This window comes from Capnocytophaga granulosa ATCC 51502, from assembly GCF_000411115.1.
GTDB classification, from domain to species: Bacteria; Bacteroidota; Bacteroidia; order Flavobacteriales; family Flavobacteriaceae; genus Capnocytophaga; species Capnocytophaga granulosa.
Window position 1 is genome coordinate 66,566 of record NZ_KE150259.1, and the last position, 23,821, is coordinate 90,386.

A 23,821-nucleotide genomic window follows, 5' to 3' on the forward strand; every position below is an offset into this window, starting at 1 on the left:
AGAAAAATAAGACTTATTTGTTTTTTTTAACATATATGTTTTCTGCTATCATGGAGGAAATGTTGATAGTTCGGCTATCTAGTTGAATTTCAATAGAATTGTCGAAGGAGTGTATCTCCAAAATCTTAATTTCTTTTCCGATAGAAATGTCTATCTTATTGAGATATTGCAAAAATTCTTTAGAAGTGTTCTTCACTCCTACACATTGGGCAACTTCGTTGGGCTTCATTTGGCTCAGCAGCTCACTTTTGAGAGAGGGCATGTGGCCAAACTTATCGGGGATGGGATCGCCATGGGGGTCTTTTTCGGGGTAGAGTAGGAGCTTGTCCAATTCCTCGATGAGCTTATCGGACTGTATATGCTCTAGCTGCTCGGCCACTTCATGGACTTCGTCCCAAGAGAAATGGAGCTTTTCCACGAGAAATACCTCCCAAAGGCGGTGCTTTCGGATGACAAAGAGGGCGTTTTTCTCTCCTTCTTTGGTAAGGGAGACTCCTTGGTATTTCTTGTGTTCTACCCAGCCCTTTTCATGTAGCTTCTTGATCATATCGGTAACTGATGAGGCCTTGGTCTGCATGGCATCGGCTATGGCATTGGTCGTTACTTCCTCTAGGCGTTCTTGGACGAGATGGTAGATGATTTTCAGGTAATTTTCTTCAGAAAAGGTCATAGTGTAGGGAATTGGGTGTGAAGGATAGCAGCCATTTCTTGTTGGAGGGCATGGGCGGCTTCCCCTGCTTTTGAGGCGAAGTCTTCCCCCTGAGAGGCATAGATGACTGCACGAGAGGCGTTGATAATCAGCCCTACCGACTCGTTGAGTCCGTACTTGCATACTTGAGCGAGGTCGCCCCCTTGGGCACCTACTCCAGGGACGAGCAGGAAGGCATCAGGGACTATACGGCGAATCTCGGCCAAGTATTCTGTCTTGGTAGCGCCCACTACATACATGAGATTCTGAGCGTTGTGCCACTGCTGGGAACGGGTGAGTACCTGCTGGTAGAGAGGTACCCCCTCGGTGGAGAGCGTCTGGAAATCAAAAGCTCCCTTGTTGGAGGTCAGTGCCAAAAGAATAGTAGCCTTGTCCTTGAAAGCCAAGAAAGGCTCTACGGAATCTTGCCCCATATAGGGGGCTACCGTTACGCTGTCGAATTGTAGGTCTTCAAAGAAAGCCTTGGCATACATGGTAGCTGTATTGCCTATATCACCTCGCTTGGCATCGGCTATGGTAAAGATACGAGGGTGCTGCTCATTGATGTAGTCAATGGTCTTTCTTAGCGACTGCCAGCCCCGCTCCCCATAGGCTTCATAGAAAGCAATATTGGGCTTATAGGCAATGGTATAAGGGTGAGTGGCATCGATAATCGCCTTGTTAAAGGCAAAAATAGGATCTTCTTCCTTGAGTAGGAAAGGAGGGATTTTGCTTATATCCACGTCTAAGCCTACACAGAGGAAGGATTTTTTGGAGAATATTTCTTGCTTGAGAGTTTCTAAGTAGAAATTTTTCATATAATAAAGTGTATTTTTATAAGATTTTTCTTCTGCTAATTAGTCAAGATATTTTTCTATAGGCATGCCATTAACCAGGATACCCTTGAGTACCACTTGTCCTTTGTAGACAACGATTTGGGCATAGGCCTCATTGAGCAGTCTTTCGGCTCTTGGGGCTTTGTTTTCGTTCATATAATAGCGATAAGGGAGGTCTAACCATATTTCATCATCATCGTAAGAAAAGCCATAGGATTCGGCCTCTTCCCTGATATAACTATTGGTATTGGTGGGCGGTTGTAGGGTTACTTGGTCATAGACAAGCATTCCATGTTCGTCCTTTTTCACTGTGATATAGAGTTCTTTGAGGTCTTCCATATGCTGAAATTTTCTAGGCATGGGTACCTCTCTGTCCTCGTAGCTGATCATCACATAGCGTCCGCGGAAGGCATCGTAAGGGTCAAGGGGGGCAATCTTCATCAGGAAGGTTTCGCCCCGCAAGAGAATCAATTCCCTATCAAAAATCATTTTTAGTGGGAAAGCCAGCTGTACCAGTACCATACAGGCAAAGGCTATGAGGAGGTATTTCTTACGCATTTTTCTTTTGTTTTAGAATGAAATAATTGGCTACAAAAAAGCCTATACCTAAGAGGATAAAGACAATTCCTTTGATAATAAAAGGGTAGTAACTATCAAAAAATCGTATAGCAATCTCAACAGAGATGACCGAAAGGCCATAATTGACCACTAAACTACGTTCGCTCTTAAATCCTTTCCAAATATAGTAAGCACCAAAGGCTAAAATAACTAAATCATATAGGTAAAGGCGCACTAAATAGATAGAAAATATATACAATAGAGGAAAAACTAATACAAGATCCAGTGCTTTTTCCTTTTTATCTATATAATAATACTTTGCAATAAGTAAAAAATAGAAAAGTACTATAGCAATGGTCGTATATAGGGTGTAATTATTAAAAGAAGGAAAATCTTCTATAAAGAAACAAATAGGAATACACAAAAGGGCTGCTACCTTATAAGCATTGTAATAAATACTTGTTTGTAGATACTTTCCTATCATAAGATAAATAGCAGAGAGTAAGACAAACCAAAGAATAGCGCCATCATCTCTTATATTTGCAGAGAGGATAAACAAAGCTATTCCAGAAAAGACTACAGTAAGCCAGTGAAAGGCATAAGTAATCACACTATTTGCCTTATACCTTATATGCCAGATGTAAAAAGGCAAGATAAGCGCAAAGGTAACCAAAGAAGTATAGTAAGTAGGCCATTCTCTATACCCCAATATACAGAGCGCCCCTATCCCTATATAATAGAGCACAGCTGTCGCCCGTGAGCGCATAAGGTAGAGGGTAGGCAAGGCTAAAATAAGCCAGAGAGTGAGGAAGCTAGCAAAGGAGCTATCAGGCAGGTTATATACCTGATGTACCATAGCAATCGTAGCCCCAATGGTCAAAGCGGTAAAGGCAGCGGCAGCTTCCCCCCACCAAGAGGTGAGTCCCTTTTTGAAAAGCAGGTAGCCACAAGCCGCCTGCCCTGCCAATAGGGGAAGGAAGGAGAAAAAGGTCTTTATCCAGCGGGGTAGCTCGTCCCAGTTATGTGCCAAAAGGACAATAACTCCCAAAGCAATAAGAATCGCTCCCAGTGCTCCGAAGACGGTCAGAAGCCTATGGGAGGAGTTACTCTGGGTGCGCTGCTCGGCATAGTGGCGGATACGCTCGGCCACTTCGGGGGAGATGACCTCGGCGGCGATGAGTTCGTCAAGTTCCTTTAGGATTTTCATATAATTAGGTTTTTAATAGGGTGATAAACTTGTCTATATACAGTTGTTTTTCCTTGGACTTGTATTGTTCTATATAGCGAGGGTGCTCCAGAACCACCATTTTCTTGAACAAAGAAGCCTCTTTGTTGAGCTTTTCCAAGAAAGTAGCGTTTTTCTTACCTAAAATATAGACTTCATTGGTGTCAAGGCCTAGGGCTATATGTTTTTTGAGGGTCTCTATCATATACTCACGGGTCAAGGCAAAAAGCTCAGGGTCATCATAATAGTTGGCATTGAGCCAGTTGCCCTGCGCATTCTTTCGGACAATAGCCAAGGGGAAAGGTGAGTTGATATAGTAATCCTTGTAAAAGGCAGCCACCCCTCCATACTGGGCAATCATATCATAGACGAATACCGAGGAGACCTCGTGGGTACGAGCCGAAAGCATGGGGATACCACAATCGTTTTCCAAGTGCTTGGTATCGGTAAAAGGCACTCCTGTAACCCCCGCCCCATGTCGGCTGGGATTGATGCCAATGATAAACTTGCGGGATACCAGGTCATTATAATATTTGTCATAAAAAGAGGTCATCACCTGTAGCGTCTCAGGGTTATCCAAGTAAGGGTTTAGTACAGCGAAGCCCTCAGGGAGTTTGCCCGTATACTGTAAGCTCTTGTTAAAGGCAATGATACGCTGCCCTATGGTAAGGGCAGCGTTGGGTGTGTGGTTGCTCATCTATATAAGTCCTTTTTGGCTTAGGTATGCTATACTCTCTTCCACCACCTGGTAGACCCTATCGAGCTGTTTGTCGGTGATGATATAGGGAGGTAATATATATATGGTATGATATACAGGGCGCAAGATCACTCCATGGCTGATGTAAAAACGATAGAGTTCGTTGCGAATGGCTCCATAATACTCTCCTGTATCAGGTACTTTCAAGTCCAAGGCGACAATCACGCCAAGGGTACGGGTACGGGCGACCTTAGGATGTTTGTCCATTTTATCGGCAAAGGTCACATGCCTTGCGTGAATACGCTTAAGGTTGGCCTGCATTTCTTCTTCAGCCAATATCTTTAGGCTCTCCAAGGCTATGGCACAGCCTGTAGGATTGGCCATAAAGGTATGTCCGTGGAAGAGTGCCTTGCTGATATCATCACTATAGAAAGCCTCGTAAATAGCCTCGGTAGTAGTGGTTGCCGAAAGCGGAATGGTACCCCCAGTAAGCGCCTTGGATAGGCAAATCATGTCAGGCATTTGTTTGAGATAATCACAAGCGAAGGTCTTTCCGGTCTTCCCAAAGCCTGTCATCACCTCATCGGCTATGGTAAGCACTTGGTGCTCACGGCATATTTGGATCAGTTCGTCCAAGACTTCTGGAGCGTACATACGCATACCCGCTGCTCCGAGGACTAAGGGTTCAAAGATAAAGGCCGCACACTTCTCTTGGGCAATCACCTCCAAGAGGCGCTGCTTGCAAGCCTCTTCCTGTCCCTTTTCAGGGATAGGTATACGTACCACCTTGAGCAATTGATCCTGAAAAGCGGTAGTATAGAGTGAAATACCAGATACGGCCATAGCCGCAAAAGTGTCCCCATGGAAAGCCTCCTCAAAGGCGATGAAGGTAGTGCGCTTCTCCCCATGGTTATAGTAATATTGTAAGGCGATTTTTACAGCCACCTCCACTGCGGTAGAGCCATTGTCCGAGAAGAACACTTTGCTTTGGTTCTTAGGCAGGATCTTAAGAAGTGCCTCAGCCAAGTCGCAAGCAGGCTGGTGTGTAAAGCCTCCGAAAAGTACATGTTCTAAAGAGGTTAGTTGCTCGTAAGCCTTTCGAGCTAAGCGTTCGTTACTATGTCCGTACGGATTAACCCACCAAGAGGCGATGGCATCAATATACGTATTGCCGTTTTCGTCCCATAGGAGGGCATCTTTCCCCTTTACAATAGCGATAGGGGTATCACTGGTTTTGTGTTGTGTATAGGCGTGCCAGAGGTATCGCTGGTCTTTTTCAGAAAGTGTCATCTTTTTTGTGGCAAAAGTACGAATTAATTTGATAATTTGCTAATGAGCACATGACCTAATTTGCTAATGAGATTAAAAAAATAGCTATTGAGATTAAATTCATATAAGAGTATTCTTCCTATCTTTGTCATGTAATTCAAAGCCAATATACATGATACGCAATCTTAGCTATATAATCCATCTTAATCCTCGTGGGGCATGGCGCAGTGTGCTATGGGAGCTTGTCCATAGTGGGTTTATCACAACACCATCGGGCATACTACTGTTGGTGGTATGGGAGTTGTTCAAGGAGCAACCCAATACCTCTCTTATTTGGACAATGGTAGGGGTGATGTGTTTGTTGCTTCTTCTACAGTTTTTTGTAGCCTCCCGCAGTCTTGTCTCGTCCAACCTATTGGCCTATGACCTTTCTAAGGATATACGTATTAAATTAGGCAATCATCTGCAAAGGCTCTCTTTAGGCTTTTTCAAAAAGCGTGACTCAGGGGAGATAGGCTCAGTAATTATGCAAGATGTAGCCAGCTTTGAACATATTTTCAGTCATAGCTTTGGTCATATCACTGCGGCACTCTTCGGGACACTGATGCTCTCAGGTTTTTTGTTCTACTGTGATTGGCGGCTGACGCTCTGTCTATGGATAGCACTCCTGCTGATTGTACCTTTTTTAAAGCTCGGTACTTTCTTGGTTGATAAATGGGAGCTAAGCAAGGGACAAGTCAAAGCACGCAATGAGGTAGCAGCCAAGTTTTTGGAATATGTACAAGGTATTCGTCACCTGAAGTCCTATGGTCTTATAGGCGATCACAACCTCAGTTTGGACAAGGCCTATGCTGACCTTCGCCAAAAGAGTATTCGCTTGGAGGCAGTCCCAGGACCTACGGTTACCATGGCTTATATAGTGCTTGAAATAGGATTTATCCTCATGCTCGCCTTAGGCTTGTATTACCTTACTCATCACGAGATTACGATACCAGTATTGATGGTCTTTCTCATTTTGGGCTATAACCTTTATAATCCAGTCAAAGTGGTGCTGGTGGATTACCTCATGCTCCGCTATATGAATGAGAGCCTCACAAGGGTAATAGAGGTACTTGAGGAGCCTACCATGGATACTGCTGAAAATGAGTTTCCTACTCACTTTGATATCGCCTTCCATGAGGTAGATTTTGCCTACCTACCAGACAAACTTACCCTTAGTAGCCTTAATTTTACCATACCAGAGCATAGTATGGTTGCCCTTGTAGGGCATTCGGGTTCGGGGAAGACTACCATAGCCTCGCTTATAGCTCGTTTTTGGGACGTAACTAAGGGGCGTATCACCATAGGAGGGGTGGATATACGCCATATCCCAACCGATCGCTTCTATGGACTGATCAGTGAGGTATTTCAGGAGGTCTATCTCTTTGATGATACCATATATAATAATATCAAGATAGGTAATCCTCAAGCCACTGAAGCTCAAATCATAGCGGCTGCTGAGCGGGCTCAGGTGCTTTCCTTTGCCCAAGAACTGCCCCAAGGCATGCACACCCCAGTAGGTGAGGGGGGGGAACCGACTCTCAGGCGGGGAGAAGCAGCGTATCAGTATCGCTCGTGCTTTGCTCAAGGATGCTCCGATCATTCTGCTTGATGAGGCTACAGCCAGCCTTGACCCTGAGAACGAAATCTATATACAACAAGCTATTGAAGAACTGGTAAAGGATAAAACAGTGGTGGTCATCGCTCATAAGCTCTCTACCATTAAGCATGCTGATAAGATACTTGTTTTGGAGGACGGAAAACTTGCCCAAGCAGGCACTCATGATGAACTCTTGGCTCAAAAAGGTCTCTACGAGCGTCTTTGGACACTCCAACAAACCTCTAATGGATGGAAACTAATTAGCAAATGAGCCAATTAGACAATTGGTAAATTAATACATTGATATTTATGAAAAGACTACTTCAAATAGCAGGTCAACGTAAAGGCTTACTTTTTACCTCCTGTATCTTAGCCGTATTACATAGTGTGCTGAGCTTGGTACCTTATGCCTTGGTATTCTACATTATCAAAGAGCTTACCAAGCGGGTACCCGATTTTTCGCTTACTTACTCCTATGTAAGTTATGCTATAGGGGCGATTCTTATCAGTATGTTGGCTTTTTTCCTTTCAGGAGTTCTCTCGCATATAGCAGCCTTCAATATCCTCTATGGGCTACGCAAAACCCTCACTAATAAAGTGGGTGTACTGCCAATGGGCTATCTTTCGCATCGCAATTCGGGGGCTTTCAAAAAGATTATCTCCGATGATGTGGAGCGGATAGAAACTTTTGTGGCGCATCAAATTCCTGATTTTGTCAAAGCGGTAGCCCTACCCTTGCTGACTATTAGTTATCTCTTTAAGGAGGATTGGCGCTTGGCACTTATCAGTTGCTTGCCCCTTGTGGTATTGGCACTTATCATGCCACTGATGTTGGGCAAGAAAAACCAACATCTTACCGAGAAATACCATCATTCCCTTGAGGAACTTAGCTCTGGTATAGTGGAGTATGTACGGGCAATGCCAGTGATGAAAATCTTCCAACAATCGGCCGAGACCTTTGAGAAATATGGTAAAAAGGTATATACTTTCCATCGTTTTGTAAGCGATTGGATACGACATAGTTCGGCTCCCTTTGCTATCTTTATGAGCTTTGCTAGCAATGCTATGTTACCTGTTTTGGCACTGGGGTTGTACCTATATTTTAGGCAAGGAGTGAGCCTGCCGACATTACTCTTATTCCTTATCTTAGGGACAGGCTATATGAGGCCTCTCTTTGTGATGAGCAATATGGTTATGCAACTACAACTGATAGAACAAGGGGTACAGCAGATAGATGCCATTCTTACCCAGCCGATACTCCCTGAAGGGAAAACAAGTGAGCAGCCACAGAATCATGATATTTGCTTTGATCAAGTTTCTTTTGCCTATGAGGCAGACCGCTATGTGCTTGAAGATATTAGCTTCACCGCTAAGGAAGGTACCATTACCGCTTTGGTAGGCCCATCGGGGGCGGGGAAAAGCACTGTAGGGCAGTTGCTCTCCCGCTTTTGGGACGTAACGAAGGGGCGTATCACCATTGGAGGGATAGATATACGAGAGTTTCCTACCGAAGTGCTTATGCGGCAAGTATCGTTCGTCTTCCAAGAGAGTTTTATGTTCCAACAAACAATGTATGAGAACATTCGTATGGGAATGGATAAGACCAAAGACGAGGTGATAGCAGCTGCCAAAGCGGCTCAGTTACACGACTTTATCATGAGTTTGTCTCAAGGATATGAGACTCGTTTTGGGCAAAGTGGCGTACACCTTAGCGGAGGCGAACAACAGCGCTTTCAGCTAGCACGAGCTATTCTCAAGGATGCTCCTATATTGGTCTTGGACGAAGCCACTGCCTTTGCTGACCCAGAGAACGAACACAAGATACAAGAGGCTTTTGCTCAGCTTATTAGAGGAAAGACAGTACTTGTGATTGCCCATCGCCTTTCTACTATTACTACAGCCGACCAGATTATTGTCTTTGAAAAAGGACATATCAATGCCGTAGGTACCCATAGTGAGCTATTAGAGCACAGTCCGCTCTACAAGCGTATGTGGGACGCCCATAACCGCGCTAAAGAATGGAAGCTAATGAGCTAAATAACTAATTGGTAAATTGACAAATTGACAAATTGGCTTATATTTTTTTGGTAATCTTGTGAAGATATCGTACCTTTGTCCCGATGAGTGAAAATAAAAAATAGAGTGTGAAAAGCACACTATACACTCATCAGTATTGCTGAAAAAGATAAACCAAATGAAATACAAGAGAATCCTCCTCAAGCTAAGTGGAGAAGCCCTTATGGGAGACCGTCAGCATGGGATAGACCCAGCACGATTAAAGGAATATGCCATAGAGATCAAGCAAGTTGTGGAACAAGGTGCCGAGGTGGCGATAGTCATCGGGGGCGGGAACATCTTCCGTGGGCTTGCAGGAGCTAGCAATGGTATGGACAGGGTACAGGGAGACTATATGGGTATGCTCGCTACGGTGATTAACGCCTTAGCACTGCAAAGTGCCTTAGAGAGCGAGGGGGTACTCACCCGCTTACAAACGGCCATTACGATGGAGGCCATTGCAGAGCCTTTTATCCGTCGTAGGGCGGTACGCCACTTGGAAAAAGGGCGCGTGGTCATCTTCGGAGCAGGTACAGGGAACCCATACTTTACTACCGATTCGGCTGCGGTACTTCGCGCGATAGAAATCAATGCCGATGTGATTCTCAAAGGTACCCGTGTAGATGGTATCTATACAGCTGACCCAGAGAAAGATCCACAAGCTACCAAGTATGAACATCTTACCTTTGTGGAGGCTATAGACAAAAATCTTAAAGTAATGGATATGACTGCCTTCACCCTTAGCCAAGAAAACCACTTGCCCATTATTGTTTTTGATATGAACAAAAAAGGCAATCTGGCCAAAGTAGTGGCGGGGGAAGCAGTAGGAACAATCGTTAATGAGTGAAAAGTGAAGAGTGAAAAGTGAAAAACTTTTTACCCAACACTATTTCATTATTCGTTTTTCACTTTTCATTATTCACTATATAATTATGGAACATCATGATCACGACCATCATGGTCACCATCATCACCATGTGCCAGATTTGAAACGTATCAATCAGGCATTTTATGTAGGGATAGGGGCAAATGCGCTCTATACCATTATAGAGTTTGTGGTAGGGATACGCATCAACTCCTTAGCCCTTATTTCTGATGCCAGCCATAACCTGAGCGATGTGGCAACCCTTATTATCTCGCTCTTGGGAATGAAGTTGGCACAAAAGGGAGCGACCGCGCTTTATACCTATGGGTATAAAAAGGCTTCTATATTGGCCTCGTTTGTCAATGCTGTAATTCTTTGCCTTATTGTTATCAAGATAGGGGTGGAGAGTATTGAGCGCTTCTCGCATCCGCCCCAGATGCAGGGAGTGATGATTATCATCACCGCACTGATAGGAATCTTTATCAATGGGCTTTCGGCTTTTCTCTTCTACAAGGGACAGAAAGACGATATCAATATCAAGGGAGCATTCTTGCACCTGATGGTAGATGCTTTGGTCTCTCTAGGGGTGATCGTCTCAGGAGGCTTGATTGCGCTGACAGGCTGGAATATCATAGACCCCATCATTAGTTTTGTGATTGCTTTTGTCATTCTCTTTTCCACTTGGGCGCTGCTCAAGGAGAGTGTTAAGCTCATTTTGGACGGTGTACCTCATCAACTTTCCAATGAAGAGATACAACAATTACTGCTAGCTCACCCCTGTATCACCTCCATTCATCACCTCCATATCTGGGCGCTAAGTAGTTCTGAGAATGCCTTGACAGCACACTTGGTGGTCAGGGAAGGGGTCAGCTTAGAAGATATTATGCAGATGAAAAAAGAACTCAAGCATTCTCTCTATCACCAGGGGGTACAGCATGCCACTCTTGAGGTAGATATCAGCGGTTTCCGCTGTGGAGACACCACTTGTAGTTGTTATCATCAGCATGAAGAGTAAAATAGGGAGCGACCTTTCGCTCCCTATTTTCTTATCTTAAAGACTTATTTTTTATTTTAAGGCCTTGAGTGCGGCCTCATAATCAGGCTCATTAGTGATTTCTTCTACTTGTTCGGTATAGATCACTCTTTCTTCTTCGTCCAAGACGATGACAGCACGAGAGAGGAGTCCCTTAAGAGGGGTGTCTACAAGTTCCAAAGGATATTTCTTAGAGAAATCGCCACGGAAATCGGAGAGTACCACTACATTGTTCAGACCTTCAGCTCCGCAGAAACGAGCCATAGCGAAAGGCAAGTCCTTGGAGATACACAATACTTTGGTATTGGGAAGGTTGGCAGCTTCTTTGTTGAAACGTCTTACAGAAGCGGCACATACGCCTGTATCTACGCTGGGGAATATGTTGAGCACCACACGTTGTCCTTTGTAATCGGAAAGTGATTTTTCTTTCAAATCACTACCAACGGCTACGAAATTAGCCGCAATAGTACCTACTTTAGGTAGTTCACCTGCAGTAGAAGCAGGCTCATTGTGAAATGTAATATTTGCCATAAAAACTTTATTTTAGAGGGTACAAAATTAATGAATAATCGTGAAATAAAATACTTTTTTGTCTTTAAATAAAAGTTAAAGTTGGCCGTTTAAGTCTAGGCGACCTAATAGGAATTTTTTGACCTTTTCCTTGTTATATCCTTTGTTTTCTTCCATATCTTCCGTCTTGCGAGTGGAGAGGATATTGCCTTTTTTGTCAAGGATTAGAAAAGCAGGATAGCCGTATTTCTCACCTGGGTTTCCGTATTTGGCAAAGGCCTTTTCGTTTTTGTTCTCAGGCGAGTAGTTCAGGTGGTAGTATAGGTACTTCTTGTCCAAGATTTTTTTCAGTTCGGGGTCTGTGGTAACCAAGTGGTTAAAGCGCAAGCACCATATACACCAATTTCCCCCTATTTGGATAAGGAGTTTCTTGTTTTTCTTCTTGGCCTGCTTGAGCAATTCATTGATTTTCTCAAGTCCGTCCTCCTCAGGGTTATAGGGCTTAGCCAAGGTTTCTTTCTCTTGCGCAACCTCACTAGGAGTACTCTGCGCAAAAGCGATAGGTTGCCCTATACAGAGTAGGGCTATAAGGAATAAACGACTTATCACTTGTTAATTATTAATTGTTAATTATTAATTTCCTAATGTTGGTTGTTGGGGGGCATCTTAAATTGTCAATAGTTAGGTTGTCATTGATAACAATTGACAATTAACCATTAACCATTATATGATTAGCATAGCATCTCCGTAGGAGAAGAATTTGTATTTTTCTTTTACGGCTTCCTCATAGGCGTCCATGATGAGTTCATGACCTGCAAAGGCAGAAACCATCATCAGTAGGGTGGATTTAGGTGTATGGAAGTTGGTAATCATCGCATTGGCAACCCCGAAATCGTAAGGAGGGAAGATGAACTTATTAGTCCAACCCACAAAAGGATTCAGTGTATTGTGAGAGGATACCGAGCTTTCCATGGCGCGCATCACGGTTGTTCCCACAGCACATACACGCTTGCCAGCTTCCTTGGCCTTATTGACCTTGTCGCAAGCCTCTTGAGGAATGATGATCTCCTCGCTATCCATTTTGTGCTTGGAGAGGTCTTCTACCTCTACAGGGTTGAAGGTACCCAAGCCTACATGTAGGGTGAGTTCGGCAAAGCTAATGCCCTTGATCTCCAAGCGCTTCATGAGCTGTTTGGAGAAGTGTAACCCAGCCGTAGGAGCTGCTACAGCCCCCTCGTACTTGGCATAAATTGTTTGGTAACGCTCTTCGTCCTCAGGCTCTACAGGGCGGGTGATATACTTAGGCAGCGGAGTATGTCCCAACTCTAAGAGTTTGTTGCGGAAGCCCTCGTAAGAACCATCAAAAAGGAAACGAAGGGTACGTCCGCGAGAGGTTGTATTATCAATTACTTCAGCTACGAGTTCCTCTTCTTTGTCAAAAAAGAGTTTGTTGCCGATACGTATTTTTCGAGCAGGATCCACTAGAACGTCCCATAGGCGTTGTTCTTTGTTGAGTTCTCTTAAGAGAAAGACCTCTATCTTAGCGTTGGTTTTCTCCTTATGGCCATAGAGGCGTGCAGGGAATACCTTAGTGTTATTGAGGACGAAAACATCTCCATCGTCGAAATAATCAATAACATCTTTGAACAACTTATGTTCTATGGTGCCTATTTTGCGATCGACAACCATAAGGCGCGCTTCATCGCGGTTTTCACTGGGATACTCAGCCAAGAGTTCTTTAGGAAGATTGAAGTTAAAGCTAGATAATTTCATTGTTTGTATCAAAGGCATTTAAGGGTGCAAATATACGATTTTTTAAGGGGTGTTGTCAAGCGTTTTCCTAATTATTTTATCTGTGTTTTTATTTTTTCTACAATCTCGGTGGGGCTAAGGCCATGACAGGGGAGGATAAAATGCGCTTGGGTATAGAAAGGAAAGCGCTCGAAGAGGTGTTTGTTGAGGAACTCCTCTATATCCTCGAAAGATAAATGAGCGATCAAGGGGCGCTTAGCTTTCTCAGGCAAGAGGCGCGCCATAAGTTCGCTTGTAGGCAGTTGCAGGTAGAAGGAATAAGGAGAAGCGGCACGAATAAGTTCCATAGCCTTTCCATAGCAAGGGGTACCGCCTCCCAAGGCGATGACCATAGGGGTAGGGCTGTCCAGCAGCTCAGAGAGGTAGGCCTGTTCCTGTTTTCTAAAATAGATTTCTCCCTTCAGGGCGAATATTTCTGAGATCTTTTTTCCTTCTTTACGCTCGATAAAGCTGTCCAAGTCCTCAAAAGGGAGGTCGAGAGCGTGGGCGAGGAGCTGCCCGATGGTGGATTTTCCGCTACCCATGTAGCCTAAAAGGATAATTTTTTCTTTCATAAAACACAGAGTAATAAGCTGTTGCGATAAGGATAGAAATAAAATGCAAAAATAATTATTTTTTTGTTTGTTTATACGAAAAAAAGATGTAATTTTGCACCCGCAATAAAGCTCCTAACATAAGGGAGATTTGCAAAGGACTTGGTAGCTCAGTTGGTAGAGCACAACACTTTTAATGTTGGGGTCCTGGGTTCGAGCCCCAGCCAGGTCACATAATTTGCACTTTAAACGACATGGCGACTTGGTAGCTCAGCTGGTAGAGCACAACACTTTTAATGTTGGGGTCCTGGGTTCGAGCCCCAGCCAGGTCACACGAAAGATTTTAATGACTCGGTAGCTCAGTTGGCAGAGCACGACACTCTTAATGTTGGGGTCGTGGGTTCGAGGCCCACCCGGGTCACAAGTTTTAGCCCCTTGGGGCTATTTTACTGTGAAAGCAGTCTTACCTTGCCTACGTGGAGAAATTGGTAGACTCGCCATCTTGAGGGGGTGGTGCTCGTTAGGGCGTGCTGGTTCGAATCCAGTCGTAGGCACAAAAATCCTTAGTATTTAGTACTAAGGATTTTTTATTTTTACTAATGCCTATGCTTGCAGACCTTTTAGAGAAAGATTATCAGCTACTGGTGGCCATAAACCAAACGGGTTCCCTCTCATGGGATACCTTTTGGCTGCTTATTACCAATGCATGGAATTGGGTACCCTTCTTTGCCCTGATTCTTTGGGCTAACTTCCACTTCTTTGCACGCAAGGAGGCTTGGCGTATTTTTTTCTATGCTATAGGAACCTTGCTCCTTACAGTGGCTATTACCAATACTACTAAGGAGATTGTAGGACGCCTGCGCCCCTTACATACCGAAGCGCTCATTGCTCAACTGCGTATTGTGATAGGGGAGAAGGGCTATAGCTTTTTCTCTGGTCATACCAGCAATAGCTTTGCCCTTACTACCTTCTTATATCTAGTCTTTAGAAAGCGTATACGCTTTGCCTTTTGGCTTTTCCTTTGGCCGCTGCCCTATGCCTATAGTCGCCTCTACTTAGGGGTGCATTTCCCTACGGATATCCTTGTAGGCCTTTTGGTAGGGGTAACTACCGCCTTGGTAGGGTATTGGTTCTATCTCAGGGGTAAGAGGCGCTCTACTTCCACAGATTATGAGGAGTACGCCCCGCTACCTGACCGAAAATCTTAGTAGCCAAATAAGGGTTGTCAATAAAAGGATTGCGGTTGCCCTGGGCTTGCTCTATCTCATTGTTGCGCTGTAGTTCCAGAGGAGAGACCTCATCTTCGGCATTCCACTTCAGTAGCAGCCCCACTCCATCGGTACTTACATGATGAAAAGGCAGGTTGTATCTCAGGTACATATACATAAGCATACGAGCCACATCGCCCTTATATTCGTCACCTGGATACCATGCTTTGCCTTTTTTCTCTCTGCTTGTAGCGCCTTGCCCTTCGGTAAAGGGAAGGTTGCCACGGGAGGAGTTGGTACCACTATCTATATACTGCAAGTGGTGCAAGTCGCCTAAGGGCTGGTCAGGATCCCCATATTTTTTGATATGGCTTTGTGGGTAGATATGTTCGGTATTGATACTCCCATGCGGCTGGTTGCGCTTCTGTATCTCACTTGCGGGGCGACTCTCTCCTGTATAGACTAAGAGAACATGTTGGGGATTTTTTGGGTCTTTGTTGGCCTTTTCCAAGTAAGGATGGCGCTTGCCATAAGGGATAAAATGGGTATGCTTGACAATGGTCAGCACGGCCAAGTCTTCCTTGAGTTCGTCCCCATTCTTGGTAAAATCCACTGACTGATAGTAATACTTGAGTTTGGCAGGCACTACGACCTTTTCATAATGTTTGGGAGATTGAGGCAGGTATAGAGCCTTCTCCTGAGCTAAGATATCTATTCTCTGATAAGGGTCTTGTGCTTGTCTTTGAGAAAACTCCTCTCCCTTGCAAGCTATAAAGGCAAGGAAAAGAGAGCCAATGAGTAATATATTTTTCATAATCGGGTATTTATTCGTTATTAAGTCTGAAACAGAGTATTTCTTTGGTATAAGGGGTAGGGCGAAAACGTTCGTCTGCGCGGCGGCCTACGACCCATAGGATTTGGTCAGTGCTATCGGTCAGCAGCCATTGGTTTTCCTTGTCATAGAGCGAATATTTCTCATCCTTGAAGTACTTGCGCAGTACTTTCTTCTGTCCGCCCATGCCGTAGGGATAAAAGAGATCTCCCTCCTTACGCTTGCGCAAGCATAAGGGAAACAGTACCTTCTGCTTATCTATATAAATCACCTCGACTCCTGATGGGGCAGCCTCACTGACCTCTTGCCAGCTCAAGGCTATGGGCGACTTGATGACACCAACTTCCTCCTGCAAATAGAAAACAGCAGGGGAGGCCTCCTTTAGCTCACTAATAAGCCATTGCCCACGGTTGGAGAGCAGGCGGTGGGTATCACTGGCAAGGTATTTACCTGTATCGGCTTGCAAAAATCGTTCCAAAGCATCGGCATCGGAAAATCCATAAGGAGAAAGTAGTTCGTGTAGCAAAAAACGCCTATGAGGGTGCATGCGGAGTTTTTCTATAAGGAAAACGATAGGATTACCTAGGACAAAACATTTTTTCCGATACTGCTCGATTCCCTCTTGTAGGAAGTTGTAAGTGAGCTGTAGGAGCGATTGGGTTTTCTCAAAGTTCTTAAAAAAAAGTGGGTGCACCTCTTTGAGCATAGGGGAGAGGTGGTGGCGAATCTTGTTGCGGGTATAAGCATCGGAGCTATTGGAGCTGTCCTCCCGCCAAGAGATATGGTTTTCGGTGGCAAAGGTGAGGATTTCCTCCCGAGAGAAAGGGAGTAAGGGGCGCAAGATAGCCCCGTTCTGTGTAGGTATGCCTAAAAGCCCCTTGAGGCCTGTGCCACGAGAAGTGTTGATCAGGAACGTCTCCCAAGAGTCATTGGCCTGATGGGCGGTTAGTACATAGTCATAGCCCTGCTCTTGGCGTAGTGCTTCAAACCACTCATAGCGCAGTACACGAGCCGCTATCTGGGTGTTCAGTCCATGTGTCTTGCCATAGGCCTTGGTTTCAAAACGCTTTACAGCCAAGGGAGTAGAAAGCTGGTGAGAGAGAGCCTCCACAAAACGCTGGTCGCCCTCGCTTTCCTCCCCGCGTAGCTGGAAGTTGCAATGCGCCATAAGGAAAGGAATGTCTAACCCATGGAGCAGGTGAGCGAGTACTACGCTATCAATCCCTCCACTAATGGCTAAGATAATTTTCTTTTGCCATAGGAAAGGGAAATGCTGCTGGAGATGCTGTTGGAAAGATGCTAACATAGGGGGGAAGTGTATTAAATAAAAAAGCTCTCAGAGTGTTCTGAGAGCTTAGTGCGGGTGATAGGACTCGAACCTACACACCTCACGGCACCAGATCCTAAGTCTGGCGTGTCTACCAATTTCACCACACCCGCGTGTGATTTTTAAGACAGTGCAAAGGTACAACTATTTTTGAAACTGACAAATAAAAATCAATTATTTTTTTAATTATTTTACAATTGGTTGATCGTGAGTGTGTTATATATGGCTATAATAGCATCTTCATTGCTTTTTGAAGGCCTAAGATGAGCCGATCAACTTCTTCGAGGGTGTTATAAACGGCAAAACTAGCACGTATGGTACCTGGAATGTGATAAAAGTCCATCACAGGCTGGGCACAATGGTGGCCTGTACGTACAGCTATACCCATTTGGTCAAGGAGTGTTCCTACATCATAGGGGTGGGCGCCCTCTACATTGAAGGAGATGACTCCTGCCTTACGCTCCAAATCATGTGTACCATAGATGGTGATACCGCCTAAGGCGCGAATCTGCTCGTGGGCATACTTTAGCAAGGCGTGCTCGTGAGCGGCGATATCGGCCATACCCAAGGAGTGCATATAGTCAATAGCCACTCCATAGGCGATCCCCCCACAGATGTTGGGCGTTCCAGCCTCCAGCTTATAAGGCAGGTCGGCATAAGTAGTCCCTTCAAAGCAGACGGTCTTGATCATATCTCCTCCGCCCTTATAGGGGGGAAGTTTCTTAAGCCACGCCTCTTTCCCGTAGAGAAAGCCAATTCCGGTAGGGGCGTACATCTTGTGTCCTGAAGCCACGAAGAAGTCAGTATCTAAGTCCTGTACATCAATGGCAAAGTGAGGGCAACTCTGTGCCCCATCTATAAGAGTTACCGCCCCCACGCTATGGGCTAAAGCAATGATTTCCTTGACAGGATGTACATTGCCTAAGGCATTGGACACATGTTGGCAGCTGACTACTTTGGTACGCTCAGAGAGCATAGCCTTGAAGTCCTCCATAAGGATCATACCCTCCTTATCTACAGGGATAGGACGTACAACAGCCCCTGTACGCTCGGCTAAGAGCTGCCAAGGAACGATGTTGCTATGGTGCTCAGTGGTCAGTACCAAGATCTCATCACCAGCCTTTAGAAAAGGGGTGAGACAAGTAGCCACTAAGTTGATTCCCTCGGTGGTACCACTGGTAAAAATCACCTCGTAGGACTTGGCTGCGTTGATGTGCTTTTGTAGTTTTTTGCGGGCTACTTCATAGGCTTCGGTAGCCTCTTGGCTGAGGGTATGTACCCCACGATGGATATTGGCATTGTAGGTAGTGTAAAAATGGACAATGCTATCAATGACCTGTTGGGGCTTTTGAGAAGTTGCCCCATTGTCAAAATATACTAGAGGATTTCCGCCTATCTTTCTCTCTAAGATAGGGAAATCACGACGAATTTCAGCAATAGACTTCATAATATAAAGATAAAAAGTAAAAGGTAAAAAGTAATAAGGTTAAAAAGTAAAAAGTAAAAAAGGTGCTATCTACAATGAGATGGCACCTTACTTGTTACAGAAAGTTATAAACATTATTTCTTATGTCTTGGTTCAGAGGAAACAGTAAGTTTTTTTCTTCCTTTAGCTCTACGACGTGCCAATACTTTACGTCCATTCGCCGTGGCCATACGTTCTCTGAAACCGTGTTTATTTCTTCTTTTTCTCTTGGAAGGTTGAAATGTTCTTTTCATTGGATTGAATATTAATATCTTAAATTAAACGTTTACTTGCTCTTAGCTCTTTGAAGCTCCCATAAAAGAAAGCGGGGCAAAGGTACTATTATTTTTTGGAATGTACAAGTATTTTTAAAATCTTTCTTGAAAAATTTGTAGGAATGAAAATATTATCCTACTTTTGACCTTTCTAAAGGCTTGTCTTTATGGAGTTGTTACTCAAGTATTTTCCTACCCTTACCCCTACCCAAATTGCTCAATATACTCAGGCAGTAAGCCTATATGAGGAGTGGAACGCACGTATCAATGTGATTTCTCGCAAGGATATGGAGCATTTTGTGCTGCATCACCTATTGCACTCCTTGGGCATAGCCAAGATACACCCCTTCTTGGTAGGTCTAAAGGTATTAGATGTAGGCACGGGTGGCGGTTTTCCAGGGATTCCACTGGCTATTCTCTACCCAGAGGTGTCTTTCCATTTGGTGGATTCCATAGGCAAGAAAATAAAGGTGGTACAAGAAGTGGCTACTGCTTTAGGCCTTACCAATGTTACCTCCCAGCAGGCACGCGTAGAGACCCTTGAGGGGCAATACGACTATATCGTAAGCCGTGCTGTAACTCAAATGGCCGACTTCTATAAGCTCACCAAGCATCTGCTTAAGCCTGTAACCAATAAGGGTGATAAGCGGGGAATCCTCTATCTGAAAGGAGGTGACCTTACTGAAGAATTGGCGGCTTTTCCTTCGGCTACTGTCTATAACCTTTCCGAAGTTTTTGAAGAAGACTTTTTTGAGACAAAAAAAGTAGTGGTGTTATAGTAACCAATGACTAATCATAATAAGAGATCACTCTTTTTTGAGCATAGATCACATTGCCGCCACTAAGGCAGGTCTCTTGGATATAGTTGTGATGGGTATCATATTCGTACCTTAGGGTTTGCACTGTAGTTTTAGGGGAGGGGCGTATATCCACTATTTTTCGTCTGGTGATATTGTTGTACTTATCATAAGTGAAATAGAGTTTGCGCGTTTCTCGGTCTGCCTCGTCATACAAAATACTTTCAATGACATTGCCTGCCTCATCGAACTTTTGGACAGTCCTATTTATACGTTTTCCACTGCTGTCATAGTTTTCTATTTGGTTCTGATGTCCTTGGGTGTCATAGGAATATACTATGGTGGCAGACACTTTTTCCTTGTCATCATAGAGAATTTGTTTTGAGATAAAATCATAGAATTTTTGCAGCTTATCCGCAGTAACAACCTCTATAAAGGTACAATCTTTGTGAGATTTGTATTTGTTTTCTATCCTTTCTTTAGCTAATGTTTCTCTCTTGGCTTCTAAAGTATTCATATTGCTGAAAAACTCAAAACTCCCTACTTTTCCCTAAAGAAAATATCCAAAGGTACGCCTTCAAAATTGAATTTCTCTCGGAGCTTGTTCTCTACAAAGCGGCGGTAAGGATCCTTGATATATTGGGGAAGGTTGGCAAAAAAAACAAACTGAGGCAGGTCAGTAGGTAGCTGCATACAGTACTTGATCTTGATATACTTTCCTTTGGTAGCAGGTGGGGGAGTAGCCTCGATAATTGGGAGCATATACTCATTGAGCTCGGAGGTCTTGATACGCTGGCTGCGGTTGTTATACACCTCTACCGCTTTCTCTATTGCCTTGTAGATACGTTGTTTGGTAAGGGCAGAGATGAATATAATAGGCACATCGGTAAAGGGGGCGATGATCTTGCGAATCCCTTCCTCAAAATGCTTGGTGGTATGGGTGTCTTTCTCTACCAAATCCCATTTGTTGACCAAAATCACCACACCTTTCTTATTGCGCTGTGCCAGCCAGAAGATATTGGCATCTTGTCCCTCGAAGCCACGAGTAGCATCCACTAAGAGCAGGCATACATCGGAGTGCTCAATGGCACGTACCGAACGCATCACGGAGTAAAACTCCAAATCCTCTTTGACCTTTGCTTTGCGGCGAATCCCAGCGGTATCCACGAGGTTGAACTCAAACCCAAAACGATTATAACGGGTATCAATAGCATCACGAGTGGTACCCGCTATGTCGGTAACAATGTAGCGTTCCTCCCCTATAAGAGCATTGATAAAGGACGATTTCCCAGCATTGGGGCGTCCCACTACGGCAAAGCGAGGTAGGGTCACTTCCTCTACTTTTTCCTCTTCAGGGAGTACTTTGACTACGGCATCCAAGAGTTCGCCCGTACCACTCCCATTGACACTGGAGATAGGAAAAATCTCTTCAAACCCCAAGGCATAGAACTCATTGGCATCCATAGCCCGCTTGGTATTATCTACTTTGTTTACGGCCAAGAAAGTAGGCTTCTTGCTACGGCGCAACAGTTGGGCAATCTCCTCATCGGTACCCATAATGCCACTCTCTACATCTACTAAAAAGATGATGGCATCGGCCTCCTCAATAGCCAGATTCACCTGCTTATCTATTTCTTTTTGGAACACGTCATCGCCTCCTGCTACATAACCTCCTGTATCAATCACGGAGAAATCACGTCCGTTCCAGTCGGTTTTTCCATAATGGCGGTCACGGGTCACCCCACTGATGCTATCTACGATAGCCTCACGACGCTGAACAAGACGGTTGAAAAAAGTGGATTTGCCTACATTAGGGCGTCCAACAATGGCTACAATGGCACTCATTTTTAGAATTTTAATTTATTAGGGTCGTTTCGGTTATCCCAAAATGTTACAATGACGATCTCTGTTAAGTCTTCATTGATTTCATAGATTCTGTAGAATAGAGAAAAATGGGATAACACAATAATCTGCCTTACCTCTCTGTCTTCAGGTCTTTCTTTTCCTATTTTGGGAAAAGAACTTAACTTAGAGGAGGCTTCTTTTATTTTGGCTCTTATTTTTTTGGAATACTCATTGGATTGGTTATGTTCGTTCCAAAAAATCAACGTATCATAATATTGTATTTTAGCAACAGCAGACCAAGTAACTTTTACTTTCTTTCCCATTGCATGATAATATTTTCAGCTTCTTGGTCTACAATAGCATCATCAAAAACAAAACCTCTCTCGGCTTGCTCGGTTCCTTTCTTAATAGAATCAAGTACCCTCTGAGGGAGTCTTTCAGGGGGGAGAGGAATCTCTTGTAAGATCTCAATCCCTTGTGCTTCTAATTCCAATAGGACATCTTCTATAGAAACATCTTTAGGTAATTGGGCAATAGTACCAGTATTCATAGGTTTATTTTTCTGCAAAGGTAGTCAAAAAAATAAACATAGCAATAAAGTCGTAAGAAATTCTGATTTTTTGTTGAAAATAGAATTTAAAATGCAAAACTACAAAAAATAATGTAATTAGCTCATACAAAGGGGATTATTTTTTTGATAGGAAGATAAGAGAAGACAGGGTCTTAGACGATTTGGACAGGTTTTTTCAAAATTAGGTTTCTAAATCGTTACCTAATACCTTAAAAAATAATTTTTATTAGTAGGTTATATTTCAGTGTTTTACACCTTTTTTCATATTGTACAGTAACTTGATAAAAAGTACTTTCGCAAATTAAAAAATTAGAGTATGAAAAAAGTAAAGCGCTCAACCTTTAAGGTATTGTTTTACCTTAAAAAGAATGCCCCAAAGAAGAATGGTAAGGTTGCTATTATGGGGCGTATTACCATTGACAATCAAGTTGCTCAGTTTAGTACTAAGCTCGAAATTCTTCCACAGAAATGGGATTTGAAGTACGGAAGGGTAACAGGTAAAACAGAAGAAGCTACCCAACTCAACCGAAAGCTGGAAGAGATCCGCTCACGTATGATTACTCATTATGAGGAGCTGATGAAGTACGAGGGAGTGGTTACTGCTCAGAAGCTAAAAGCTACTTTCCTAGGTATAGGAGTAATGGAAGATTCCTTACTAAAAGTCTATGAGAAGTTCAAAGAGGACTTTGCCTTGATGGTAGAAAAAGGTGTTAGAAGTTGGAGAACACTTAATAAATACGAAAATGTATATACTCATTTGAGCGAGTTTATCCAGTACAAATACCGTAGAAGTGATATTTCTTTCAAAGAGCTTACAGAAGACTTTATCAATGACTTTGACTTCTATCTTAGAGTTAATAAAAGTCTTACTCACAACACAATATGGGTTTATATGATGCCCCTTTGTAAAATGGTAGAAATAGCCATAGACAAGGGTATCATCTATCGCAATCCCTTTAAGAATTATATAAGTTCTATGGAGGAGAAAGATAGAGGCTATTTGCTTAGAGAGGAAGTAGAAACTCTTTTACAATATCACCCTAAGAGTGCTTCTGCTGAATTAGTACGGGACCTATTTGTGTTTAGTTGCTTTACAGGTTTTTCGTATATTGACATCAAACAGCTCAAGAAAAGTCACTTACAATCGTTCTTTGACGGCAACAAATGGCTTATCAAACGACGTCAGAAATCCGATGTGCCCTGTAATGTACGTTTGTTGGATATAGCCGAGAAAATTATTGAAAAATATGAGGGTACAACTCGTACAGAGGCACTATTTCCTACGCCTTCCAATGCTAATTGCAACCTACTGATTAAAAAGATGATGAAAGATTGTAACATCATTCGTGAAAAACCTATCTCCTTTCACTGGGCACGCCATACCTTTGGTACTCTGTTCTTAACAGAAGGAGTTCCCTTGGAAAGTGTTAGCAAGATGATGGGACATAAGAATATCAAAACCACCCAGATTTATGCTAAAATCACCAATGAGAAAATTAGCAAGGATATGGAAATTGCTGCCGAACGATTAAAAAACTTAAAGATAGGATAACTAACAAATTTCTTCTTAGAATTAAAATCCATTGATAACATTTCAAAAAGAGATGTGTCAATGGATTTTTTTGTTGCCTTACAGAAAGCTATTAGAAGAAAAAAAGACTTCAACAAATAAGGAAAAGGGTATTCGTTTGTCACAAATAGAAATACGTCATTAAGACTTACCTATTTTCCCTGTTTTAAACACTTAAGGCACGTAATGGCGGTTCGTTGTTCGAGTGCAA

The 23,821-nt window shown here is 43.5% G+C and carries 26 protein-coding genes and 5 tRNA genes; 12 read left to right on the forward strand and 19 right to left on the reverse strand.

The window, feature by feature from the left end; genetic code table 11:
* Positions 1-13 precede the first annotated feature (13 nt).
* From HMPREF9331_RS11845 to bioA, 6 genes are read right to left on the reverse strand one after another with little or no spacing between them, the layout of a single operon-like run.
* The gene (locus HMPREF9331_RS11845) at positions 14-670 is read right to left on the reverse strand and encodes a metal-dependent transcriptional regulator (protein WP_016421134.1); all 657 of its coding nucleotides are present in this window, start codon (positions 668-670) and stop codon (positions 14-16) included.
* Positions 667-1,506 carry an orotidine-5'-phosphate decarboxylase gene (gene pyrF, locus HMPREF9331_RS11850; RefSeq protein WP_016421135.1) on the reverse strand — a complete coding sequence of 280 codons (840 nt, stop codon included), beginning with the start codon at positions 1,504-1,506 and terminating at the stop codon, positions 667-669. The genes HMPREF9331_RS11845 and pyrF overlap by 4 nt, the downstream gene beginning before the upstream one ends.
* 39 nt (positions 1,507-1,545) lie before the next feature.
* The gene (locus tag HMPREF9331_RS11855) at positions 1,546-2,082 is read right to left on the reverse strand and encodes a GDYXXLXY domain-containing protein (RefSeq protein ID WP_016421136.1); all 537 of its coding nucleotides are present in this window, start codon (positions 2,080-2,082) and stop codon (positions 1,546-1,548) included.
* Positions 2,075-3,289: a DUF2157 domain-containing protein gene (locus HMPREF9331_RS11860; RefSeq protein ID WP_016421137.1), complete on the reverse strand. Its 1,215-nt coding sequence runs from the start codon at positions 3,287-3,289 to the stop codon at positions 2,075-2,077. Before HMPREF9331_RS11860 ends, HMPREF9331_RS11855 begins: the two co-directional genes overlap by 8 nt.
* Positions 3,290-3,293: 4 nt before the next feature.
* Entirely contained in the window at positions 3,294-4,004 is a 711-nt protein-coding gene (locus HMPREF9331_RS11865; RefSeq protein ID WP_016421138.1) for an SMUG2 DNA glycosylase family protein, read from the reverse strand.
* Entirely contained in the window at positions 4,005-5,294 is a 1,290-nt protein-coding gene (gene bioA, locus HMPREF9331_RS11870) for an adenosylmethionine--8-amino-7-oxononanoate transaminase (protein WP_016421139.1), read from the reverse strand. It abuts the gene before it with no gap.
* Between the two features lie 151 nt (positions 5,295-5,445).
* On the opposite strand from bioA, the gene HMPREF9331_RS11875 reads away from it, so the two are divergent.
* From HMPREF9331_RS11875 to HMPREF9331_RS11890, 5 genes are all read left to right on the forward strand, one after another.
* Complete coding sequence (locus tag HMPREF9331_RS11875) at positions 5,446-6,924, forward strand: ABC transporter ATP-binding protein (RefSeq protein WP_016421140.1); 1,479 nt, start codon at positions 5,446-5,448, stop codon at positions 6,922-6,924.
* Positions 6,833-7,183 carry an ATP-binding cassette domain-containing protein gene (locus HMPREF9331_RS13395; RefSeq protein ID WP_282705307.1) on the forward strand — a complete coding sequence of 117 codons (351 nt, stop codon included), beginning with the start codon at positions 6,833-6,835 and terminating at the stop codon, positions 7,181-7,183. The genes HMPREF9331_RS11875 and HMPREF9331_RS13395 overlap by 92 nt, the downstream gene beginning before the upstream one ends.
* A gap of 38 nt (positions 7,184-7,221) precedes the next feature.
* Positions 7,222-8,949 (forward strand): ABC transporter ATP-binding protein, encoded by a 1,728-nt coding sequence (locus HMPREF9331_RS11880; RefSeq protein WP_016421142.1) that lies wholly within the window; start codon positions 7,222-7,224, stop codon positions 8,947-8,949.
* A gap of 157 nt (positions 8,950-9,106) precedes the next feature.
* On the forward strand, positions 9,107-9,814 hold the full coding sequence (gene pyrH, locus HMPREF9331_RS11885; RefSeq protein ID WP_009641831.1) for a UMP kinase: 708 nt from the start codon (positions 9,107-9,109) through the stop codon (positions 9,812-9,814).
* A gap of 85 nt (positions 9,815-9,899) precedes the next feature.
* The gene (locus HMPREF9331_RS11890) at positions 9,900-10,847 is read left to right on the forward strand and encodes a cation diffusion facilitator family transporter (RefSeq protein ID WP_016421143.1); all 948 of its coding nucleotides are present in this window, start codon (positions 9,900-9,902) and stop codon (positions 10,845-10,847) included.
* 51 nt (positions 10,848-10,898) lie between these two features.
* On the opposite strand, the gene tpx is transcribed toward HMPREF9331_RS11890, so the two are convergent.
* The 4 genes from tpx to HMPREF9331_RS11910 form a co-directional block, all read right to left on the reverse strand.
* Positions 10,899-11,396, reverse strand: coding sequence for a thiol peroxidase (gene tpx / locus HMPREF9331_RS11895; RefSeq protein ID WP_016421144.1), 498 nt, complete (start codon positions 11,394-11,396; stop codon positions 10,899-10,901).
* A 75-nt stretch (positions 11,397-11,471) separates the two neighbouring features.
* Positions 11,472-11,936 (reverse strand): thioredoxin family protein, encoded by a 465-nt coding sequence (locus tag HMPREF9331_RS11900; RefSeq protein ID WP_376824822.1) that lies wholly within the window; start codon positions 11,934-11,936, stop codon positions 11,472-11,474.
* Positions 11,937-12,098: 162 nt separating this feature from the next.
* Positions 12,099-13,148 (reverse strand): tRNA preQ1(34) S-adenosylmethionine ribosyltransferase-isomerase QueA, encoded by a 1,050-nt coding sequence (gene queA, locus HMPREF9331_RS11905; RefSeq protein ID WP_016421146.1) that lies wholly within the window; start codon positions 13,146-13,148, stop codon positions 12,099-12,101.
* 71 nt (positions 13,149-13,219) lie between these two features.
* Positions 13,220-13,741: a shikimate kinase gene (locus HMPREF9331_RS11910; RefSeq protein WP_016421147.1), complete on the reverse strand. Its 522-nt coding sequence runs from the start codon at positions 13,739-13,741 to the stop codon at positions 13,220-13,222.
* A 138-nt stretch (positions 13,742-13,879) separates the two neighbouring features.
* On the opposite strand from HMPREF9331_RS11910, the gene HMPREF9331_RS11915 reads away from it, so the two are divergent.
* From HMPREF9331_RS11915 to HMPREF9331_RS11935, 5 genes are all read left to right on the forward strand, one after another.
* Positions 13,880-13,952 (forward strand) — tRNA-Lys (locus HMPREF9331_RS11915).
* Positions 13,953-13,979: 27 nt separating this feature from the next.
* Positions 13,980-14,052 (forward strand) — tRNA-Lys (locus HMPREF9331_RS11920).
* 16 nt (positions 14,053-14,068) lie between these two features.
* Positions 14,069-14,141, forward strand: a tRNA-Lys gene (locus HMPREF9331_RS11925).
* 49 nt (positions 14,142-14,190) lie between these two features.
* Positions 14,191-14,274: transfer RNA gene (locus HMPREF9331_RS11930), tRNA-Leu, on the forward strand.
* Between the two features lie 51 nt (positions 14,275-14,325).
* A complete protein-coding gene (locus tag HMPREF9331_RS11935) occupies positions 14,326-14,928 on the forward strand; it encodes a phosphatase PAP2 family protein (RefSeq protein WP_016421148.1) in 603 nt (200 codons plus the stop codon).
* Here the strand turns inward: HMPREF9331_RS11935 and HMPREF9331_RS11940 are convergent.
* The 5 genes from HMPREF9331_RS11940 to rpmH form a co-directional block, all read right to left on the reverse strand.
* Entirely contained in the window at positions 14,876-15,742 is an 867-nt protein-coding gene (locus tag HMPREF9331_RS11940) for an endonuclease I family protein (protein WP_016421149.1), read from the reverse strand. The two genes, HMPREF9331_RS11935 and HMPREF9331_RS11940, sit on opposite strands and share 53 nt — an antisense overlap.
* 10 nt (positions 15,743-15,752) lie before the next feature.
* Positions 15,753-17,066, reverse strand: a complete 1,314-nt coding sequence (gene tilS / locus HMPREF9331_RS11945) for a tRNA lysidine(34) synthetase TilS (protein ID WP_016421150.1) — start codon at positions 17,064-17,066, stop codon at positions 15,753-15,755.
* A 52-nt stretch (positions 17,067-17,118) separates the two neighbouring features.
* Positions 17,119-17,200, reverse strand: a tRNA-Leu gene (locus HMPREF9331_RS11950).
* A gap of 113 nt (positions 17,201-17,313) precedes the next feature.
* Complete coding sequence (locus HMPREF9331_RS11955) at positions 17,314-18,534, reverse strand: aminotransferase class V-fold PLP-dependent enzyme (protein ID WP_016421151.1); 1,221 nt, start codon at positions 18,532-18,534, stop codon at positions 17,314-17,316.
* A gap of 113 nt (positions 18,535-18,647) precedes the next feature.
* Entirely contained in the window at positions 18,648-18,806 is a 159-nt protein-coding gene (gene rpmH / locus HMPREF9331_RS12875) for a 50S ribosomal protein L34 (protein WP_002669412.1), read from the reverse strand.
* A gap of 188 nt (positions 18,807-18,994) precedes the next feature.
* Here rpmH and rsmG point away from each other — a divergent pair, with 188 nt between their 5' ends.
* Positions 18,995-19,606 carry a 16S rRNA (guanine(527)-N(7))-methyltransferase RsmG gene (rsmG, locus tag HMPREF9331_RS11960; protein WP_016421152.1) on the forward strand — a complete coding sequence of 204 codons (612 nt, stop codon included), beginning with the start codon at positions 18,995-18,997 and terminating at the stop codon, positions 19,604-19,606.
* A gap of 10 nt (positions 19,607-19,616) precedes the next feature.
* On the opposite strand, the gene HMPREF9331_RS11965 is transcribed toward rsmG, so the two are convergent.
* From HMPREF9331_RS11965 to HMPREF9331_RS11980, 4 genes are read right to left on the reverse strand one after another with little or no spacing between them, the layout of a single operon-like run.
* Complete coding sequence (locus HMPREF9331_RS11965; RefSeq protein WP_016421153.1) at positions 19,617-20,141, reverse strand: hypothetical protein; 525 nt, start codon at positions 20,139-20,141, stop codon at positions 19,617-19,619.
* A 23-nt stretch (positions 20,142-20,164) separates the two neighbouring features.
* A complete protein-coding gene (der, locus tag HMPREF9331_RS11970; RefSeq protein WP_016421154.1) occupies positions 20,165-21,469 on the reverse strand; it encodes a ribosome biogenesis GTPase Der in 1,305 nt (434 codons plus the stop codon).
* Positions 21,470-21,471: 2 nt separating this feature from the next.
* On the reverse strand, positions 21,472-21,792 hold the full coding sequence (locus HMPREF9331_RS11975; RefSeq protein WP_009641807.1) for a type II toxin-antitoxin system RelE/ParE family toxin: 321 nt from the start codon (positions 21,790-21,792) through the stop codon (positions 21,472-21,474).
* Positions 21,777-22,019: a hypothetical protein gene (locus HMPREF9331_RS11980; RefSeq protein WP_016421155.1), complete on the reverse strand. Its 243-nt coding sequence runs from the start codon at positions 22,017-22,019 to the stop codon at positions 21,777-21,779. Before HMPREF9331_RS11980 ends, HMPREF9331_RS11975 begins: the two co-directional genes overlap by 16 nt.
* A gap of 337 nt (positions 22,020-22,356) precedes the next feature.
* Between HMPREF9331_RS11980 and HMPREF9331_RS11985 the strand changes: the two genes are divergently transcribed.
* Positions 22,357-23,592, forward strand: a complete 1,236-nt coding sequence (locus HMPREF9331_RS11985) for a site-specific integrase (protein ID WP_016421156.1) — start codon at positions 22,357-22,359, stop codon at positions 23,590-23,592.
* Positions 23,593-23,821 lie beyond the last annotated feature (229 nt).

Coding starts and splice junctions, on each gene's coding strand:
- HMPREF9331_RS11845 (WP_016421134.1), bottom strand. CDS start 670: ATGACCTTTTCTGAAGAAAATTACCTGAAAATCATCTACCATCTCGTC.
- pyrF (WP_016421135.1), bottom strand. CDS start 1,506: ATGAAAAATTTCTACTTAGAAACTCTCAAGCAAGAAATATTCTCCAAA.
- HMPREF9331_RS11855 (WP_016421136.1), bottom strand. CDS start 2,082: ATGCGTAAGAAATACCTCCTCATAGCCTTTGCCTGTATGGTACTGGTA.
- HMPREF9331_RS11860 (WP_016421137.1), bottom strand. CDS start 3,289: ATGAAAATCCTAAAGGAACTTGACGAACTCATCGCCGCCGAGGTCATC.
- HMPREF9331_RS11865 (WP_016421138.1), bottom strand. CDS start 4,004: ATGAGCAACCACACACCCAACGCTGCCCTTACCATAGGGCAGCGTATC.
- bioA (WP_016421139.1), bottom strand. CDS start 5,294: ATGACACTTTCTGAAAAAGACCAGCGATACCTCTGGCACGCCTATACA.
- HMPREF9331_RS11875 (WP_016421140.1), top strand. CDS start 5,446: ATGATACGCAATCTTAGCTATATAATCCATCTTAATCCTCGTGGGGCA.
- HMPREF9331_RS11880 (WP_016421142.1), top strand. CDS start 7,222: ATGAAAAGACTACTTCAAATAGCAGGTCAACGTAAAGGCTTACTTTTT.
- pyrH (WP_009641831.1), top strand. CDS start 9,107: ATGAAATACAAGAGAATCCTCCTCAAGCTAAGTGGAGAAGCCCTTATG.
- HMPREF9331_RS11890 (WP_016421143.1), top strand. CDS start 9,900: ATGGAACATCATGATCACGACCATCATGGTCACCATCATCACCATGTG.
- tpx (WP_016421144.1), bottom strand. CDS start 11,396: ATGGCAAATATTACATTTCACAATGAGCCTGCTTCTACTGCAGGTGAA.
- queA (WP_016421146.1), bottom strand. CDS start 13,148: ATGAAATTATCTAGCTTTAACTTCAATCTTCCTAAAGAACTCTTGGCT.
- HMPREF9331_RS11910 (WP_016421147.1), bottom strand. CDS start 13,741: ATGAAAGAAAAAATTATCCTTTTAGGCTACATGGGTAGCGGAAAATCC.
- HMPREF9331_RS11935 (WP_016421148.1), top strand. CDS start 14,326: ATGCTTGCAGACCTTTTAGAGAAAGATTATCAGCTACTGGTGGCCATA.
- HMPREF9331_RS11940 (WP_016421149.1), bottom strand. CDS start 15,742: ATGAAAAATATATTACTCATTGGCTCTCTTTTCCTTGCCTTTATAGCT.
- tilS (WP_016421150.1), bottom strand. CDS start 17,066: ATGTTAGCATCTTTCCAACAGCATCTCCAGCAGCATTTCCCTTTCCTA.
- HMPREF9331_RS11955 (WP_016421151.1), bottom strand. CDS start 18,534: ATGAAGTCTATTGCTGAAATTCGTCGTGATTTCCCTATCTTAGAGAGA.
- rpmH (WP_002669412.1), bottom strand. CDS start 18,806: ATGAAAAGAACATTTCAACCTTCCAAGAGAAAAAGAAGAAATAAACAC.
- rsmG (WP_016421152.1), top strand. CDS start 18,995: ATGGAGTTGTTACTCAAGTATTTTCCTACCCTTACCCCTACCCAAATT.
- HMPREF9331_RS11965 (WP_016421153.1), bottom strand. CDS start 20,141: ATGAATACTTTAGAAGCCAAGAGAGAAACATTAGCTAAAGAAAGGATA.
- der (WP_016421154.1), bottom strand. CDS start 21,469: ATGAGTGCCATTGTAGCCATTGTTGGACGCCCTAATGTAGGCAAATCC.
- HMPREF9331_RS11975 (WP_009641807.1), bottom strand. CDS start 21,792: ATGGGAAAGAAAGTAAAAGTTACTTGGTCTGCTGTTGCTAAAATACAA.
- HMPREF9331_RS11980 (WP_016421155.1), bottom strand. CDS start 22,019: ATGAATACTGGTACTATTGCCCAATTACCTAAAGATGTTTCTATAGAA.
- HMPREF9331_RS11985 (WP_016421156.1), top strand. CDS start 22,357: ATGAAAAAAGTAAAGCGCTCAACCTTTAAGGTATTGTTTTACCTTAAA.